We start from the raw sequence: 15,150 nt of genomic DNA, 5'->3' as shown, positions 1-15,150 counted from the left end.
GGCCATGATGGCCGCGCCCGTACTCCCCCGCATGTCAGGAGCCCCAGATGCGCCGACTCCTCGGAATCCACCAGCTTCCCCACTGGACGACGGTTCTCGAGGACTCGATCACGCATGAACACCCTGAACATCGGAATTCTGGCCCACGTCGACGCCGGTAAGACCAGCCTCACCGAGCGGCTGCTGTTCGACCACGGCGCGACCGACCGCCTCGGCAGCGTCGACGCGGGTGACACCCGTACGGACGACGGTGCGATCGAGCGGCAGCGCGGCATCACCATCCGCTCGGCCGTCGCCGCGTTCACGTCCGGCGACACCCAGATCAACCTCATCGACACCCCCGGCCACTCGGACTTCATCGCGGAGGTCGAGCGCGCCCTGGAGGTCCTCGACGGCGCGGTCCTGCTGCTCTCCGCCGTGGAGGGCGTCCAGGCACAGACCCGCGTCCTGCTGCGGACCCTGCGCCGCCTACGGCTGCCGACGCTCGTCTTCGTCAACAAGATCGACCGGGCGGGCGCCCGCGCCGAGGACCTCCTCACGGACATCCGCCGCCGGCTGACCCCGCACGTCGTACCCCTCACGGATGTGACGGCCCTCGGCACACCCGCGGCACGCGTACGACCACGCCCGCTCACCGACCCGGACCTGGCCGAGGCACTGGCCGAGGTCGACCCGGCGATCCTCGCGGCCGTCGTCGACGGCCCACCCCCCACCCCGGACGACCTGCGCGAGTCCCTGGCCATCCACACCGCCGACGGCTCGATCCACCCCCTCCTCCACGGCTCGGCTCTCGGCGGCCAGGGCGTCACCGACCTGGTCGACCACCTGGTCCGCCTGATCCCGCCCTCGGCCACCGGCTCAGGCACCCCGAGGGGCACGGTCTTCGCGGTACGCCCCGGCCCGGGCCGCGAACGGACGGCGTATCTGCGGCTCTACGACGGTGAGGTGGCCCCGCAGCAGCGGCTCACGTTCCGCCGCCACGGGGCGGACGGCCGGACGGTCGAGGTCTCCGGACGCGTCACGCGGCTCGATGTCATCGGCCGCCCCGGCCCGCTCACCGCCGGGAACATCGGGGCGCTGACCGGTCCGAAGGGCATCCGGGTCGGCGACCGGCTCGGTGAACTCACCGCGCGGGCACCGCAGTTCGCGCCGCCGACCCTGGAGACGGTCGTACGGGCCCGGCAGCCCGAGCAGGCGGCGGCACTGCGCTCGGCACTCCTGTCGCTGGCCGACCAGGACCCGTTGCTGCACGCGCGGCCGACCGTCTCCGGGGCGACCGTGCTGCTCCTGTACGGGGAGGTCCAGAAGGAGGTCCTCACGGCAACTCTCGTGCAGGACTTCGGAATTGAGGCCGCCTTCGAGCCGATCCGGGTGCGGTTCCTGGAACGACCGGCCGGGGCCGGTGAGGCCTGCGAAGAACGGCCGTGGCACGACGGGACCCGTTACTGGGCCACGATCGGGCTCCGCGTCGAACCGGCGGAGCGCGGCTCAGGCGGGATCTTCGGCTACGAGACCGAACTCGGCGCGCTCCCAAGGGCGTTCCACCAGGCCATCGAGGACACCGTCCACGTGACCCTGCTCAGGGGGCTGGAGGGCGCGCCCGTGACGGACTACCGGGTCACCCTGACCCGCTCCGGGTACTCGGCCCCGCTCAGCACGGCGGCGCACTTCCGCGGTCTCACCCCGATCGTGCTGCGCCGGGCGCTACGGCTGGCGCGGACGCGACTGTACGAGCCGTACGTCACGTTCGAGACGGAGGTCCCGTTGGACGCGCTCGCGCCGGTGACCGCGCAACTCGCCTCCTGTTGCGCCGAGTTCGCAGGGACGACGGGCGGTGTAGGCGGTTGGCTGATCACCGGTGAGCTGCCGGCCCGCCGGGTGCGTGAGGTGGAGCTGAGCCTGCCCGGGCTCACGCACGGGGAGGGGGTGTGGTGGTCGCGTCCGTCCGGTGACCGTGAACTGCGCCCGCACTAGGAGGTGTTCACCAGGACACCGGCAACCGTAGCGGGCCGCGGGTCAGCTGTCCCTCCCGCCACTCGATGGTGTCCGGGGTGAACTCGGCGCGCAGCAGCGGGAAGCGGACCATCAGGCGGTGCAGGCCCAGTTCGAGTTCGAGGCGGGCCAGCCAGGCGCCCAGACAGTGGTGGGGTCCCGCCCCGAAGATCACGCCGGGTACCGGCAGCGGGGCTCTCACGTCGGGTGGGCCCACCGGATAGACGTCGGGGTCCCGGCTGGCGGAGTTGGTCTGGACGGCGACCACGCTGCCCGCCGGGATCGTCACCCCGCCGATCTCGGCGTCCTCGACGGCTCGGCGGAGCAGCCCGGGCAGCACGCGCCCCTCGCTGAGCGGTACATGGCGCAGCAGTTGCTCGGCGGCGTTCGCGGCCGACTCCTCGCTCTCGGCGAGGGCGGTCCGGGCCGCGTTTCCGTCGGTGAGGAGGTAGACGACGATGTTGCCGAGCGCGGTCATGGTGGTCTCGTGTCCGGCGACGACCAGCCCGCAGACCAGCGCCACCAGGTGCCGGTCCTCGATGCCGAGGCTGTCGCCGGCCGTCACCAGTGCGCTCACCAGGTCGTCGCCGGGCTCGCGGCGCCGTTCGCCGATCAGTCGGCCGGCGAAGGCGCCGAACTCGGTCATGGCGGCGATGACTTGGTCCGCCGTGTGCGCGCCGCCGGACAGGGCGTGGTCGGCCCAGCCACGGATGCGGGCCAGTTCCAGGTGGTCGAGTCCCATGAGCCGGCAGATCACCGTGACGGGCAGCGGACAGGTGAACTCCCCGACGAGGTCGGCGGGTTGGGGCTGCCGGGCGAGGTCGTCGAGGAGCGTGTCGACCACCGCTGCCACCCAGGGCCGCCAGCGGGCGATCGCGCGGGGGGTGAACGCCCGTTGCACCGTGCCGCGCAGCTGTTGGTGCCCGGCACCGTCCTGGTTCAGCAGTCCGTCCGGGTTGTCGAGGATGTTCGGTACGACGAGCAGCGGCGGCGCGTCCTTCGCGTGCAGCGAACTCCGGTCGAAGCGCGGGTCCATGAGCACCCGGCGTACATCGGCGTACCGGGTGACCAGCCATACCGGGGTACCGGTGGCCAGTGTCACAAGACGGGGCGGAGCGGGCTCCGGGTAGGTCACGAGATGCATGGGGCGAAGCTGCGGGGAAATGCTGTCTGCGGTCATCCGGGACTCCTGGCGGGCCGGAAAAGTGACTTTTCACGTTAGTGCGCCCTCCACGCTCCCGTCAGGGTGTCCGTTCGGCCAACAGGTCGGTCTGACAAGCGATTTGAGGGGCATGCGGATACAGAGGAAGGGAGGGCCGTCCCCATGACGACTTCCATCAGCCGTACTACCCGGCGCATGCCGGGCTGGGCGAAGGTGCTCACCGCCGTCGTCGTTGTGATCGCCGTGCTGTTCGCGGGGCTCCGACTGGCCGTGCTCCCGGGACTGCGGGACATCTTCGGCACCGAGACCCATGACCGTTCGGGTCCCGCTCTGCTCAAGTCCATTCAGGACATGAGCCGTTACGACGCGGCCTCCGGCAACTTCCAGGTCGTCGTGGACCTGGAGAAGGACGCCAAGTTCCTGCCCCAGGCGATCCGTGGCACCCGCACGCTGTACGTCGGCGCGGGCACCGTGGAGGGGTATGTCGACCTGGGCAAGCTCGGCAAGCAGGACGTGACGGTCAACAGCGACCGCACGTCGGCCAGTATCAAGCTGCCGAAGGCGACGCTCGGCAAGCCGGCGCTCGACCCGGACCACTCCTATACGGTCTCCAAGCAGCGGGGCCTGCTGGACCGACTGGGCGACATCTTCTCCGACAACCCCAACAGCGAGCAGGCGGTGCAGAAGCTCGCCTCCAAGCACATAGCCGAGGCGGCCAAGACCAGCGGCCTGACCACCCGGGCCGAGACGAACACCACCAACATGCTCAAGGGGCTGCTCGGCTCGCTCGGCTTCAAGAACGTGAACATCTCGTACAGCGCCTGACCGGACGCCGGCCGGCGAGGGCATCGCCGGCCGGTTCACGGGTATCCGCCTCACGACGCAGGAACGTTGACATCTGGAGGACCACCGCATGGCCCGTACCACCGCACGCCTGCGCACCAGGAAGACGGATCCCGAACCGAAGCCCGCCCGCCCCGAGCGGCATCAACTCCCGCTCGTCCTACGGGTGTTCTCGATGCTGCTCGCCTTCGTCTTCATGGTGGCGTTCGCCGTCGTGCTGGCCAAGCTCACCCTGGAGCCGTCCCCCGCGTCCAAGGCGCTGGTGCACACCAATCTGCACCCGGGCCGCTCCCTGAAGGCCTATCTCGACCAGCCGGCCATGCGGGACGCCATCAAGCAGATCGGCGGGAACGTGGTGCTCGGCATCCCGTTCGGTGTGCTGGTACCGGTGTTCGCACCCCGGGCGCGCGGCATCCTGCGGGTGCTGCTGCTGACGGCGACCGTGATGCTGCTGGTGGAGTTCGCGCAGGGCGCGTTGATCACCGGCCGGGCCTTCGACATCGACGACGTCATCCTCAACACCACGGGCGCGCTGATCGGTTGGGTCCTGATGGGGCGGCGGCTGGGCAAGGCCGTACACGCGCGGAAGCCCGCGGCGAAGACCCCGAAGCCCGAGAAGCCGGCGAAGACCGAGCAGTCGGCGAAGCCCGTGAAGGCAGCAAGGACAACAAAGGCATCGAAGGCGTCCAAAGCGCCGAAGGCCACTTCATGACCTTCGACTACCGGTCCGTAACATTCAACTACTGGTCCGTACCAAGGTATTGACGCTCCCCTTATCTCATCCCTTAAATCAAGAGGCGACGCTTTCACCCCCCACCTCAGTCGGCGTGTCGGTCCCCACGTCCGCCGTACAGAAGGGAATGCCGTGGCCTCCCCACGCGTACTCCGCAGATGCCTCTTCGCCGCCCTGTCCGCCGCACTGGTCGCGTCCGCCGCGATCGGTCCGGCGCAGGCGGCTTCCACGTCGGATGCCCAGGCCGACGCCGTCACGTTCTCCGACACCTTCGACGGGGCCGCCGGCAGCGCGGTCAACTCCTCGAAGTGGACGCAGGAGACCGGCGACAACGTCAACAACCACGAGCGCGAGTACTACACCTCCGGCACCAACAACGCGTCCCTGGACGGCCAGGGCCATCTCGTGATCACCGCCAAGAAGGAGAACCCGGCCAACTACCAGTGTTGGTACGGCACTTGTCAGTACACCTCGGCGCGGCTGAACACCTCCGGGAAGTTCAGCGCGCAGTACGGGCACGTCGAGGCCCGGATGAAGATCCCGCGCGGGCAGGGCATGTGGCCCGCGTTCTGGATGCTCGGCACCGACATCGGGTCGGTCGGCTGGCCCAACTCCGGTGAGATCGACGTCATGGAGAACGTCGGCTTCGAGCCCTCCACGATCCACGGCACCATCCACGGCCCCGGCTACTCCGGTGCCAACGGGATAGGCGCCGGCTACACGCTGGCGAACGGCGCGGCCTTCGCCGACGCCTACCACACCTTCGCCGTCGACTGGGCGCCCAACTCGATCAAGTGGTCGGTCGACGGGGTCGTCTACCAGACCCGCACGCCCTCCGACGTCGGCGGCAACACCTGGGCGTTCAACAAGCCGTTCTTCCTCATCCTCAACCTCGCGGTCGGCGGTGACTGGCCCGGCGACCCGAACAGTGCCACGGCCTTCCCGGCCCAACTGCTGGTGGACTCGGTGTCGGTGACCACGAGTGACACGGCCACCGGCGTGGCCATCAAGGGACTCGCCGGCAAGTGCGTCGACGTCAACGGGGCGAGCTCCGCCAACGGGACCGCCGTCCAGCTCTACGACTGCAACGGCTCGGCCGCTCAGCAGTGGACGGTGGGTTCCGACGGCACGATCCGCGCGCTCGGCAAGTGCCTGGACGTGAACGCAGGCGGCACCGCGGACGGCACCAAGGTGCAGCTCTACGACTGCAACGGTTCCGCGGCCCAGCAGTGGGCCGTCAGCTCGGCGAACGACATCGTCAACCCACAGGCCAACAAGTGCCTGGACGTCACCGGCAACACCTCCGCCAACGGCACCCCGCTGCAGATCTGGACCTGCTCGGGCGGCGCCAACCAGAAGTGGACCGTCGGCTGAATCCGTAAGGCCTAGTGCGGCAACCAGGTGAGCTTGTCCCCACCGACCCAGCGGACCACGTCCGGGTCGTCCAGGTCGCGGACCGTGATGCCGCACACGGCCGCGACCTGGAGCACGTCTGTGATCCCCGTGGCCTCGGCGACCATCTCCCCGTCGATCTCCACGATGCGGAACGGCGGGGTACCGGGCTGCACCTTGAGCACCATGATCCGCGGGCTGGAGATGTGCGGGCTGGACATTTCGGTCATGCAATAGAGCCTAGAACGCATCACGCGGACGCGAGTGGTCCACGGTTCCCGGCCGGGGACCGCTCGCGGGAGGAGGCTCTATGGATCCCGTGCAGGCACTGGACCGGATCGCCTTCCTGCTGGAACGCTCCCTGGCCCCGACCTACCGCGTACGCGCCTTCCGTACGGCGGCCGGGGTGCTGGCGGCACTCCCCGAGGGCGAGATCGCCGAACGCGCGGCGGCCGGGACGCTGGAATCCCTCAAGGGCATCGGCCCGAAGACCGCGCAGGTGGCCCGCGAGGCCCTGTCCGGGCAGGTTCCCGCCTATCTGGAGCAGCTGGAGGGCGAGGCTCCCGCTCCGGCCGGCCCCGGCGGCGAAAAACTGCGCGCCCTGCTGCGCGGCGACTGCCACCTCCACTCCGACTGGTCGGACGGCGGCAGCCCGATCGAGGAGATGGGCCGTACGGCGGCCCGGCTGGGCCATGAGTGGGCCGTGCTGACCGACCACTCGCCCCGGCTGACCGTGGCCCGCGGACTGTCCCCGGAGCGGCTGCGCGAGCAGCTGGACGTGGTGGCCGCGCTGAACGAGACCTGGGCACCCTTCCGACTGCTGACCGGCATCGAGTGCGACATCCTCGACGACGGCTCACTGGACCAGGAACCGGAGCTGCTGGAACGGCTCGACGTGGTCGTGGTCTCCGTGCACTCCAAGCTGCGCATGGACGCCCGCGCCATGACCCGGCGCATGGTGGCCGCCGTACGGAATCCGCACGCGGACATCCTCGGGCACTGCACCGGGCGGCTGCTGATCGGGCGGGACGGGGGTGCCGCGCGGCCGGAGTCGGAGTTCGACGCGGACGAGGTGTTCGCCGCGTGTGCCGAGTCGGGCACGGCCGTGGAGATCAACAGCCGTCCGGAACGTCTCGACCCGCCGAGGCGGCTGCTGCGGAAGGCCGTCGACGCCGGGGTGCTGTTCTCGATCGACACCGACGCGCACGCGCCAGGGCAGCTCGACTGGCAGATCAACGGCTGTGCGCGGGCGGAGGAGTGCGGGGTGGCCGCCGAACGGGTGATCACGACCTGGTCGGCGGACGCGCTACTGGACTGGACCAATGGCGCGTGATGCACATCACCGGTCGCGGCGGCGTACGCAGGAACACTCACCGGTAGTTCCCCGTTGAACAGACTGTGGGTGCGGAGGGAACAGTGTCCCCGGGCCTCAACCTCCGCCCACAGGGAAGATCGTTCGGCTGAAGCCCTGTGGAGCCTTTCGCCGCGAGGCGACCGCCTTCCGTGCCCACCCCTTTGGCCGCCCCGGCCGTGATTCCCCCGTCGCGGTCGGGGCTTCCCCATGTCCGGGTTCGCGCGCCCACTGCCTTCGCTTGACTTCGAGCGCACTTCAATTCGTAGCGTTCCTTTCATGACCACTGCACAGCACAAGATCGGCTCGGGATTCGACGCGAAGAGCACCGCCGACGACGTCCTGGCGGGCCTCGACCTCGGCGGACAGCTCGCGATCGTCACCGGTGGCTACTCCGGCCTCGGCCTGGAGGCCACCCGCGCGCTCACCGAGGCGGGCGCCCAGGTGATCGTCCCGGCCCGCCGCCCCGACGTCGCCCGGGAGGCCGTGGCCGGACTGCCCGGTGTCGAGGTGGACGAGCTGGACCTCGGCGACCTGGAGAGCGTGCGCGGCTTCGCCGAGCGGTTCCTCGCCTCCGGCCGCACCGTCGACCACATGATCGACAACGCCGGGATCATGGCCTGCCCGGAGACCCGGGTCGGGCCCGGCTGGGAGGCGCAGTTCGCCACCAACCACCTCGGCCACTTCGCCCTCGTCAACCGGCTCTGGCCCGCGATCGAGTCGGGCGGCGCCCGTGTGGTCTCGGTGTCGTCGAGCGCCCACCACAACTCCGGGATGCGCTGGGACGACGTCCAGTGGAGCCGGGGCTACGACAAGTGGGAGGCGTACGGCCAGGCCAAGACCGCGAACGTCCTGTTCGCCGTTCACCTCGACAAGCTCGCCGCCGATCGGGGCGTCCGCGCCTTCGCGCTCCACCCGGGCGGGATCCTGACGCCGCTGCAACGCCACCTCCCCCGGGCGGAGATGGTCGAGCGCGGCTGGGTGGACGAGCAGGGCAACACGCTCAACCCCGAGGGCTTCAAGACTCCGGAGCAGGGCGCGGCCACCGAGGTATGGGCGGCGACCTCGCCCCAGCTGGACGGCATGGGCGGTGTCTACCTGGTGGACTGCGACATCGCCGAGCCCGCCACCGACGGCGACGAAGACCGCACTCACGTCAAGTCCTGGGCGACCGACCCCGAGCAGGCGGCCCGTCTGTGGAAGCTGTCCGCCGATCTAACCGGTGTGGACGCGTTTGCCGGATAGTTCCGGGCACAGCTTCACGAAGGGTCGAGGTCCTTCGGCCCATAAAGGGCGGCGGGCGCGCCGGTCGCGAGGGCCCAGTAGCGGTCACCGTACGACCAATGCCACCACTCCGTCGGGTAGTTGGCCAGGCCTGCCGCGTCGAGCGCCCTGCCGAGCACGGCGCGGTGGGCCGCGGCCTCGGCGGTGATGTTGTCGGCGCCGGTGTAGCAAGCCCCGTCGCTCTGCTCCGGGTTGGCGTTCATCGGGGTGCCCATGTCGAGTTCGCGGCCGTCGGCGTCGGCGAGGGTCAGGTCGACGGCCGCGCCGGCGGAGTGCGGGGCGATCTCGGGCGGCGACACATAGCGGCTGGCGGCGGTCCGGATGCGATCGGCTGGCCAGTCCGGGTGGGCGGCGCGCAACTCGTCGCCGTAGCGCTCGAAGTATCGGCGCTGGAGGGGCGGCGGCCGGTAGCCCTCGACGAACAGCAGGCGCAGGCCGTCGGGCAGCAGGGCCTGCGCTTCGAGGAGTCGGTCCAACACGCCCCGGCGCAGCAGGAGTTCCGCGCCGCTGTCAGACTCCTTGTTCTTGCGGTCGTCGACCAGCAGGAAGTCGCTCACGTCGACGAGGGGCTCCCCGCACTCGACTACGGGGATGGCGGCGACCCGGGCGTCGGACATCAGGATGATCTCGGTCATGGAGTGATCATCCCCCAGCCGCCGTTCCGCTCAGTGCGGGGCGCGTTCCTCAAGTGCCGTGCGCCAGGCGGGCGGCGGGCCCTCGGGTTCGGGTTCGGCTCGGCGGCCGCCGCGGGCGAAGAAGTCGGCGAGGGGGAGGATCGCGGCGCCGACGGTGACCGCGTCGGGGCCGAGGCGACCCAGCTCGATGGTCACGCGTCCGGCGGGGTGACGCAGCGCGTAGGCGGTGGCGTGGTGGCGTACGGCGGGCAGGAAGCGGGTGCCGAGCTGGAGCCCGGCCCAGCCGCCGATGAGGATGCGCTCGGGCTGGAAGAGGTTGATCAGGTCGGAGAGGCCGGCGCCGAGGTACTCGGCGGTCTCCTCCAGGACGGCGAGCGCGACGGGGTCGGCCTCGACGCCCTCGGGCGGGTAGGCGGCGACCAGCAGCGCGGTCATCGCGGTCTCCTCGTCGGTGCCCTCGGGCGGGCGTCCGCCCTGCTCGCGCCAGCGGTCGAGCAGCGACTCGGCGCCCGCGTACGCCTCCAGACAGCCGAGGGCGCCGCAGCGGCAACGGCGGCCGCGGACCCGTACGGTCAGATGCCCCCACTCGACCGCCCGCCCGTTCTCCACTTCCGGGGTGACCAGGCAGGCGCCGACGCCGGAGCCGAAGAGGACGACGATCGCGTTGCGCGCGCCGCGCCCTCCACCGAACCACATCTCCGCCTGACCGAGCGTCTTGGCGCCGTTGTCGATGAAGTACGGGACGGCGTCGGGGAGTTGCGAGGTGGAGCGGAGCAGTTCTTCGAGCGGGACCGCGTCCCAGCCGATCGTCTGGCCGTGCACGACGGCGCCGTGGTCCGGGGTGTGCTCGACTATGCCGGGGACGCCGATGCCGACGCCGAGGAGCTGTTCCGGTGCGATGTCGGCGGTGGCGAGAACCTCGGCTATGCCGTCGCGGATGTGGCCGACGATGACTTCGACCTCGTAGCGCTGCTGCTCCAACGGGCGTTCGGCGCGGGCGAGTTCGGTGAGGGTGAGGTCGAACAGCTCGACGCGGACGCGGGTCTCGCCGACGTCGACGCCGATCATGTGGCCGCTGTGCGGGGCGACTTGGAGCAGCGTGCGGGGGCGGCCGCCGTCGGAGTCGACGCTGCCGGCCTCCTCGACCAAGCCGTCGGCGACGAGGTCCGCGACGACGTTGCTCACCGAGCCGGAGCTGAGTCCGGTCGCCGGGCCCAGTTCGAAGCGGCTGAGGGGTCCGTCGAAGTACAGCCGTTGCAGTACGGCCGTGCGGTTGGCCCGCCTGAGGTCGCGTACCGTGCGCCCGTTCCGCCCCGCCATGTGGCTCCCTCCGAACCCTGCCCGACCTGCAAGATACTCCTGCGGTCCCGCCGGACGCGACTTTCCCCGCCCTCTTAATTCACGCCCTGAACTAAGGGGCGGCGGAATGCACACTACGGGGTGGAAGCCGTCTCGTCGATCTCTCGCAGGGCGGCGAGCAGCTCGGGGCCGACCTTCTCCCGGCGCCAGCGGTTCTCTTCCGCGCCGAACTCCCTGGGGACCGCCTCGGCGAGCATGATCAGGTAGAGATAGCTGCGGTAGAGGGCGTAACGGAGGTCGGCCGACCGGTCGAACTCGGCCCGCCCGCCCGCCTCCCGGTAGCCCGCGAGGAACGCCTCGTCCTTCCGGATGTCGTCGAGCAACGCCAGGGAGACGAAGTCGGCCAGGGGGTCGCCCCAGAACATCCGCTCGCCGTCGATGAGGCCGCCGATCCGGGGCGTTCCGGTCGTGCGGTCGACCAGGATGTTGCCCTGCCACAGGTCGAAGTGGACGGCACTCGGGACAGTGACCTCGTCCAGGGCGACGTACGCCGACCGGGCCGTGCGGGCGATCTCGTCGGCGGGGAGCGGCAGCCAGGCCTCGTAGCGGCGGGTGTCGTCGAGGACGGCGTCGTAGAGCGTGGTGAACGCGGTCCGCCAGTCGGGGGCGAGCGGACCGAGGGCGCCGGAAGGGTAGCCGAAGCCGGGGCCGGTGATCTCGTGCAGGCGGGCGAGTTGGCAGCCCAACTCCGTGCGCAGGTCGGTGATTTCGGGGTCCGTGAGCGAGTCGTCCCAGGGTTCGCCCGGACAGAGCATCATCAGGAGGGTGTCGCCCTCCAGGACCACGACGCGCGGCGCCGCCACCCCGGCCTTGGCGGCGGCGCCGTAGAAGTCTGCCTCGGAGATGAGGAGTTGGCGCTCGTGGGCCAGGCCGGGGGCTGTGGGCGCGGTCTTCAGGACGTAGCGGGTGCCGTCGGTGAGGGTGAGTTCCTCGACGGTGTTGTAGGTGCCGCCGCCGAGGGGGCGGAGGTGGGCGAGGTCGCCGGGCGGGATGCCCGCCGCGCGGAGTACCTGTCGGGCTCGCTCCGAGGAGTCCGTCACCGTGCGCCCACCTCTCCCTCTCGGTCAGCCGGCGGCGTACACGTCCTCGACGTAACGTCCGTCCGCCATCAGTGTGTTGAGCCACCGCTCGGCCGTCGCGTCGTCGGCGCCGGGCGTGCGGTCCCGGTACAGGGTACGGAACGCCTCCCGCACGCCCGGTGCCATGCGCGAGCCGTCGCCGCAGACGAACACCCGGGCGCCCGCGTCGAGCAGGGCCCACACCTCGTCGGCCTCGGCGGCGACGCGGTGCTGGACGAAGGTCACCTGGCCCTCCGGGGCCGCGCTGAACGCCGGGCGGAGCGAGACGGCTCCGGCGCGCTCGGCGGCGTGGAGTTCGTCGGCGTGGAGGTAGTCGGCGTCCGGGGCGTCGCAGCCGAAGTAGCAGAGCGCCGGGGCGAGTTCGGTGCCCGAGGCGAGGGCGGCCGTACGGTCGGCGATGGTTCCGCGGAAGGGGGCGAGGCCGGTGCCCGCCGCGATCATCACGACCGGGGTGGAGTCGTCGATCCGGAAGGCCTCGCGGCAGGGCTGGACGCGGGCGTACACCGTGTCGCCGGGCGCGACGGTGTTGAGGTGGCCGGAGCCCGTGCCCCGATAGACGCCCTTGCCGGAGCGGGCCGGGGCCTCCAGCAGGGAGACCATGAGGTCCGCGTGGCCGGGGTCGACGGCGGGCGAGGACGAGATCGAGTAGTGCCGGGGGCGCAGCGGGGTGAGGAGTTCGAGGAGCGTGGGCCAGTCCAGGGCGCCGCGCAACGCCGGGTGATCCTCGACGAGTTCGACGAAGGTGCGCGGGTCGTCGGTGAGGGCGGCGAGGGCGATGCGCTCGGGCGGGCAGGGGTTGGCGGCGGCCAGCGCGACCAGCTGGTCGGCGGTCGGGCGGTCCTGCAACTCGACGTGATGGGTGAGTAGTTGGCGTACGGTCACGGGTCGGTCGACCGCGAGGCCGTCGCGGCGCGGGCGGGCCGGGCGGATGTCGAGGACGGTGTCGAGGTCGACGCCGAGGGCCGCGGCCGCGCGTTCGACGAGCGCCGGGGCGTTGGCGGGCAGGACGGTGAGGTGGTCGGCGGTGCGGTAGGCGGAACCGTCCGGTAGGGCGACGCGGACGAAGCGCTTGCGGCGCGGGTGGCCGGGTGCGGCGAGGTCGCGGGCCTCGGTGACGGTCATCGGGACGAGGTCGTGCCGTTCGGCGAGGGCGTCCAGGTGGCCGCCGGTGAGGGTGCGGACCTCGTAGCCGGTGGCCGGTTCGACGGATTCGGCGGTGTCCATGGCGTCCGGATCGCCGTACGTCTCCAGGAGTGCCGTGCGCAGTCGGGCCGTGAACTCCCGTACGGCGCCGGTGAGATCGCCGGAGGCGTCGGCGGCGGTGCGGTCGGTCAGGCGGGTGGCGCCGAGTTCGGCAAGGCGGGCGTCGATGCGGGTCGGCATGTGCTGGTAGGTGGCGGCCCAGTTGCGGTCGCCGACGCCGAGGACGGCATAGGTCACGCCGGTGAGGTCGTGGGTCTCCTCCAGCCAGGCGGCGAAGGCGAGGGCGTCGTCGGTGGGGCGGCCGTTGTAGGAGGCGGAGGTGATGACGACGGGCCGGTCGGTGGGCAGCCCGTCGGCGTACGCGTCCAGTGGTGCCACTTCCACCGCGCATCCCAACACCGCTGCATCGTCGGCGAGTTGGGCGGCGAACTCGCGGCAGATGCCGTAGTTGCTGCCATGCAGGAAGAGGGCCGCAGTGCCGGGGCGGACGCGGGCGGGCAGGGTGGCCGTGTCGGCCGTAGGAGTCGCGGGGGCCTCGACCGCACCCGGCAGCGGCGTGTGCACACGGTCGGCGGGGGTGCGCGGGGTGAGGGTGAGCGTGAAGCCGTCGGGCTTGAGGGTGAGGGTCTCCTTCACCCTGAGGTCGTAGTCCGCGTGGTCGTGCAGCCGGTAGCGGTGGACGAGCATCGCGAGCAGCATGGTCGCCTCGTGCAGCGCGAACTGCCGCCCGATACAGGCCCGTTCACCAGTGCCGAAGGGCTTGAAGGCGTGCACGGAACGCTCCGCCTCCGCCTCGGGTGTGAAGCGCGAGGGGTCGAACAGCTCGGGGTTGTCGCCCCAGCCGGGCTGCCGGTGCAGCATCGGCGCGATCACGGTGACGGCCTGCCCGGCGCTGAGCGGGATGCGTCCGCCGAGCACGGTGTCCTCCAGCGCGTGCCGGCTGAACGCGGCGGCCGTGGGCCACAGCCGGAGTGCCTCGTTGAGGACTTGGCGCGTGTAGGTGAGCCGGCCGACCTCGTCGTACGTCGGTTCCGGGTCCGCCGTGTCGCCCCACAGCGCGTCCACCTCGCGCTGCACGAGCTGGAGCACGGCCGGGTGCTTGGCCAGGTAGTACAGCGCGAACGACATCGCGCCGGACGTCGTCTCGTGGCCCGCGATCAGGAAAGTGATCACCTGGTTGCGGATGTTGGCGGTGTCGAGCGTCGTACCGTCGACCGGGTGCTCGGCACTGAGCATGAGCCCGAGGAGGTCCCCGGCGTCGCCCTGGTCGGTGCCGGTGCGGGCGGCGATGACCTCGTCGACGACCTGGGCGAGGTAGTCGGCGTCGGCCCGGAACGCCGCGTCGGCCGCCGAGTGGTCCTCGCCCGGGACGCGCGCCAGCCGGGTCATGCTCCACTCCAGGCAGCGGACCATCGATTCGACGAAGGGGTGCGGCTCGGCCCGCTCGAACGACCCGAAGTCGTAGTCGAATCCGGCGAGTCCGATGGTGTCGAGGGTCATCCGGGTCATGTCGTCGGGCACGTTGACGGGCTGCCCGTCCCGGGAGCCCCGGTCCCACGCTTCGACGAGCCTGCGGGCCACCTTCAGCATCACCGGGTGATAAGTCCGCATCGAGCCGAGCGCGAAGGCGGGCATCAGAATGTCGTGCGCCTTGGCCCAGTTGGGCTCGTCGTTGTACGCCGTGAAGAGTCCGTCGGCGGCGAAGGCCCGGACGTTCTCCAGGGCGGGCCCGATGTGCTTGGCGAACCGCCGCTCGTCGGCGAGCTCGGTCACCAGGTCCAGATCACTGACGAACAGTGTGTCCCGCCCGTGCAACCGCCGTACGAACACAGGTCCGTGACAGCGCATCAGCTCCATGATCTGCTGCATCGGGGTGCGACCGGGGCCGGTCGCGGTGATGTCGACGACGGGCACGCCGGGGAGCGTGTCGACGGGCTGGGGGTGCGGCGCGGTGGGGGGCATGGCGCGACAACTGCCTTTCGCGGTACGGAAGTACTGCGCTCCAGCGTGCTCGCCCCGCCCCGGCGGCCCGTGCCGCGTGACTACATGATCGTGTAGCGAAAACCACGGATGGCGTCTTGCTTCGACGGTCCGGTCCGGCTAGTCGGGCGCGCGAA

At 71.0% G+C, this 15,150-nt stretch carries 12 protein-coding genes; 6 read left to right on the top strand and 6 right to left on the bottom strand.

The annotated features are described in order from the left end of the window. Positions 1–114 precede the first annotated feature (114 nt). Entirely contained in the window at positions 115–1,974 is a 1,860-nt protein-coding gene (gene otr(A) / locus OG588_RS45445) for a tetracycline resistance ribosomal protection protein Otr(A) (RefSeq protein WP_405952393.1), read from the top strand. A 7-nt stretch (positions 1,975–1,981) separates the two neighbouring features. Here the strand turns inward: otr(A) and OG588_RS45440 are convergent, their stop codons facing one another. After that, on the bottom strand, positions 1,982–3,172 hold the full coding sequence (locus OG588_RS45440) for a cytochrome P450 (protein WP_405952392.1): 1,191 nt from the start codon (positions 3,170–3,172) through the stop codon (positions 1,982–1,984). A gap of 144 nt (positions 3,173–3,316) precedes the next feature. Here OG588_RS45440 and OG588_RS45435 point away from each other — a divergent pair, with 144 nt between their 5' ends. The 3 genes from OG588_RS45435 to OG588_RS45425 all read left to right on the top strand — a co-directional run bounded on the left by OG588_RS45435 (position 3,317) and on the right by OG588_RS45425 (position 6,104). Then, positions 3,317–3,979 (top strand): DUF4230 domain-containing protein, encoded by a 663-nt coding sequence (locus OG588_RS45435; protein ID WP_019057735.1) that lies wholly within the window; start codon positions 3,317–3,319, stop codon positions 3,977–3,979. Between the two features lie 88 nt (positions 3,980–4,067). Continuing rightward, positions 4,068–4,709: a VanZ family protein gene (locus tag OG588_RS45430; protein ID WP_405952391.1), complete on the top strand. Its 642-nt coding sequence runs from the start codon at positions 4,068–4,070 to the stop codon at positions 4,707–4,709. A 153-nt stretch (positions 4,710–4,862) separates the two neighbouring features. Beyond that, positions 4,863–6,104, top strand: a complete 1,242-nt coding sequence (locus tag OG588_RS45425; RefSeq protein WP_405952390.1) for a ricin-type beta-trefoil lectin domain protein — start codon at positions 4,863–4,865, stop codon at positions 6,102–6,104. Between the two features lie 11 nt (positions 6,105–6,115). Here the strand turns inward: OG588_RS45425 and OG588_RS45420 are convergent, their stop codons facing one another. After that, entirely contained in the window at positions 6,116–6,352 is a 237-nt protein-coding gene (locus tag OG588_RS45420; RefSeq protein ID WP_366093623.1) for a hypothetical protein, read from the bottom strand. An 80-nt stretch (positions 6,353–6,432) separates the two neighbouring features. On the opposite strand from OG588_RS45420, the gene OG588_RS45415 reads away from it, so the two are divergent. Both OG588_RS45415 and OG588_RS45410 read left to right on the top strand, forming a co-directional pair. Beyond that, on the top strand, positions 6,433–7,455 hold the full coding sequence (locus OG588_RS45415) for a PHP domain-containing protein (protein ID WP_405952389.1): 1,023 nt from the start codon (positions 6,433–6,435) through the stop codon (positions 7,453–7,455). A gap of 297 nt (positions 7,456–7,752) precedes the next feature. Next, on the top strand, positions 7,753–8,718 hold the full coding sequence (locus OG588_RS45410; RefSeq protein WP_405952388.1) for an SDR family NAD(P)-dependent oxidoreductase: 966 nt from the start codon (positions 7,753–7,755) through the stop codon (positions 8,716–8,718). Positions 8,719–8,732: 14 nt separating this feature from the next. On the opposite strand, the gene OG588_RS45405 is transcribed toward OG588_RS45410, so the two are convergent. The 4 genes from OG588_RS45405 to OG588_RS45390 all read right to left on the bottom strand — a co-directional run bounded on the left by OG588_RS45405 (position 8,733) and on the right by OG588_RS45390 (position 14,995). After that, the gene (locus tag OG588_RS45405; protein WP_405952387.1) at positions 8,733–9,392 is read right to left on the bottom strand and encodes a M15 family metallopeptidase; all 660 of its coding nucleotides are present in this window, start codon (positions 9,390–9,392) and stop codon (positions 8,733–8,735) included. Between the two features lie 30 nt (positions 9,393–9,422). Continuing rightward, positions 9,423–10,712, bottom strand: a complete 1,290-nt coding sequence (locus tag OG588_RS45400) for an ROK family protein (RefSeq protein ID WP_405952386.1) — start codon at positions 10,710–10,712, stop codon at positions 9,423–9,425. 113 nt (positions 10,713–10,825) lie between these two features. Continuing rightward, positions 10,826–11,791, bottom strand: coding sequence for a phosphotransferase family protein (locus OG588_RS45395; protein WP_405952385.1), 966 nt, complete (start codon positions 11,789–11,791; stop codon positions 10,826–10,828). A 24-nt stretch (positions 11,792–11,815) separates the two neighbouring features. Further along, complete coding sequence (locus tag OG588_RS45390) at positions 11,816–14,995, bottom strand: cytochrome P450 (protein WP_405952384.1); 3,180 nt, start codon at positions 14,993–14,995, stop codon at positions 11,816–11,818. Positions 14,996–15,150 lie beyond the last annotated feature (155 nt).

The organism is Streptomyces prunicolor, from assembly GCF_045162825.1.
Classification (GTDB): domain Bacteria; phylum Actinomycetota; class Actinomycetes; order Streptomycetales; family Streptomycetaceae; genus Streptomyces; species Streptomyces prunicolor.
Note: the sequence above shows the minus strand (reverse complement) of the source record. Positions and strands in the feature narration are given on the sequence as shown.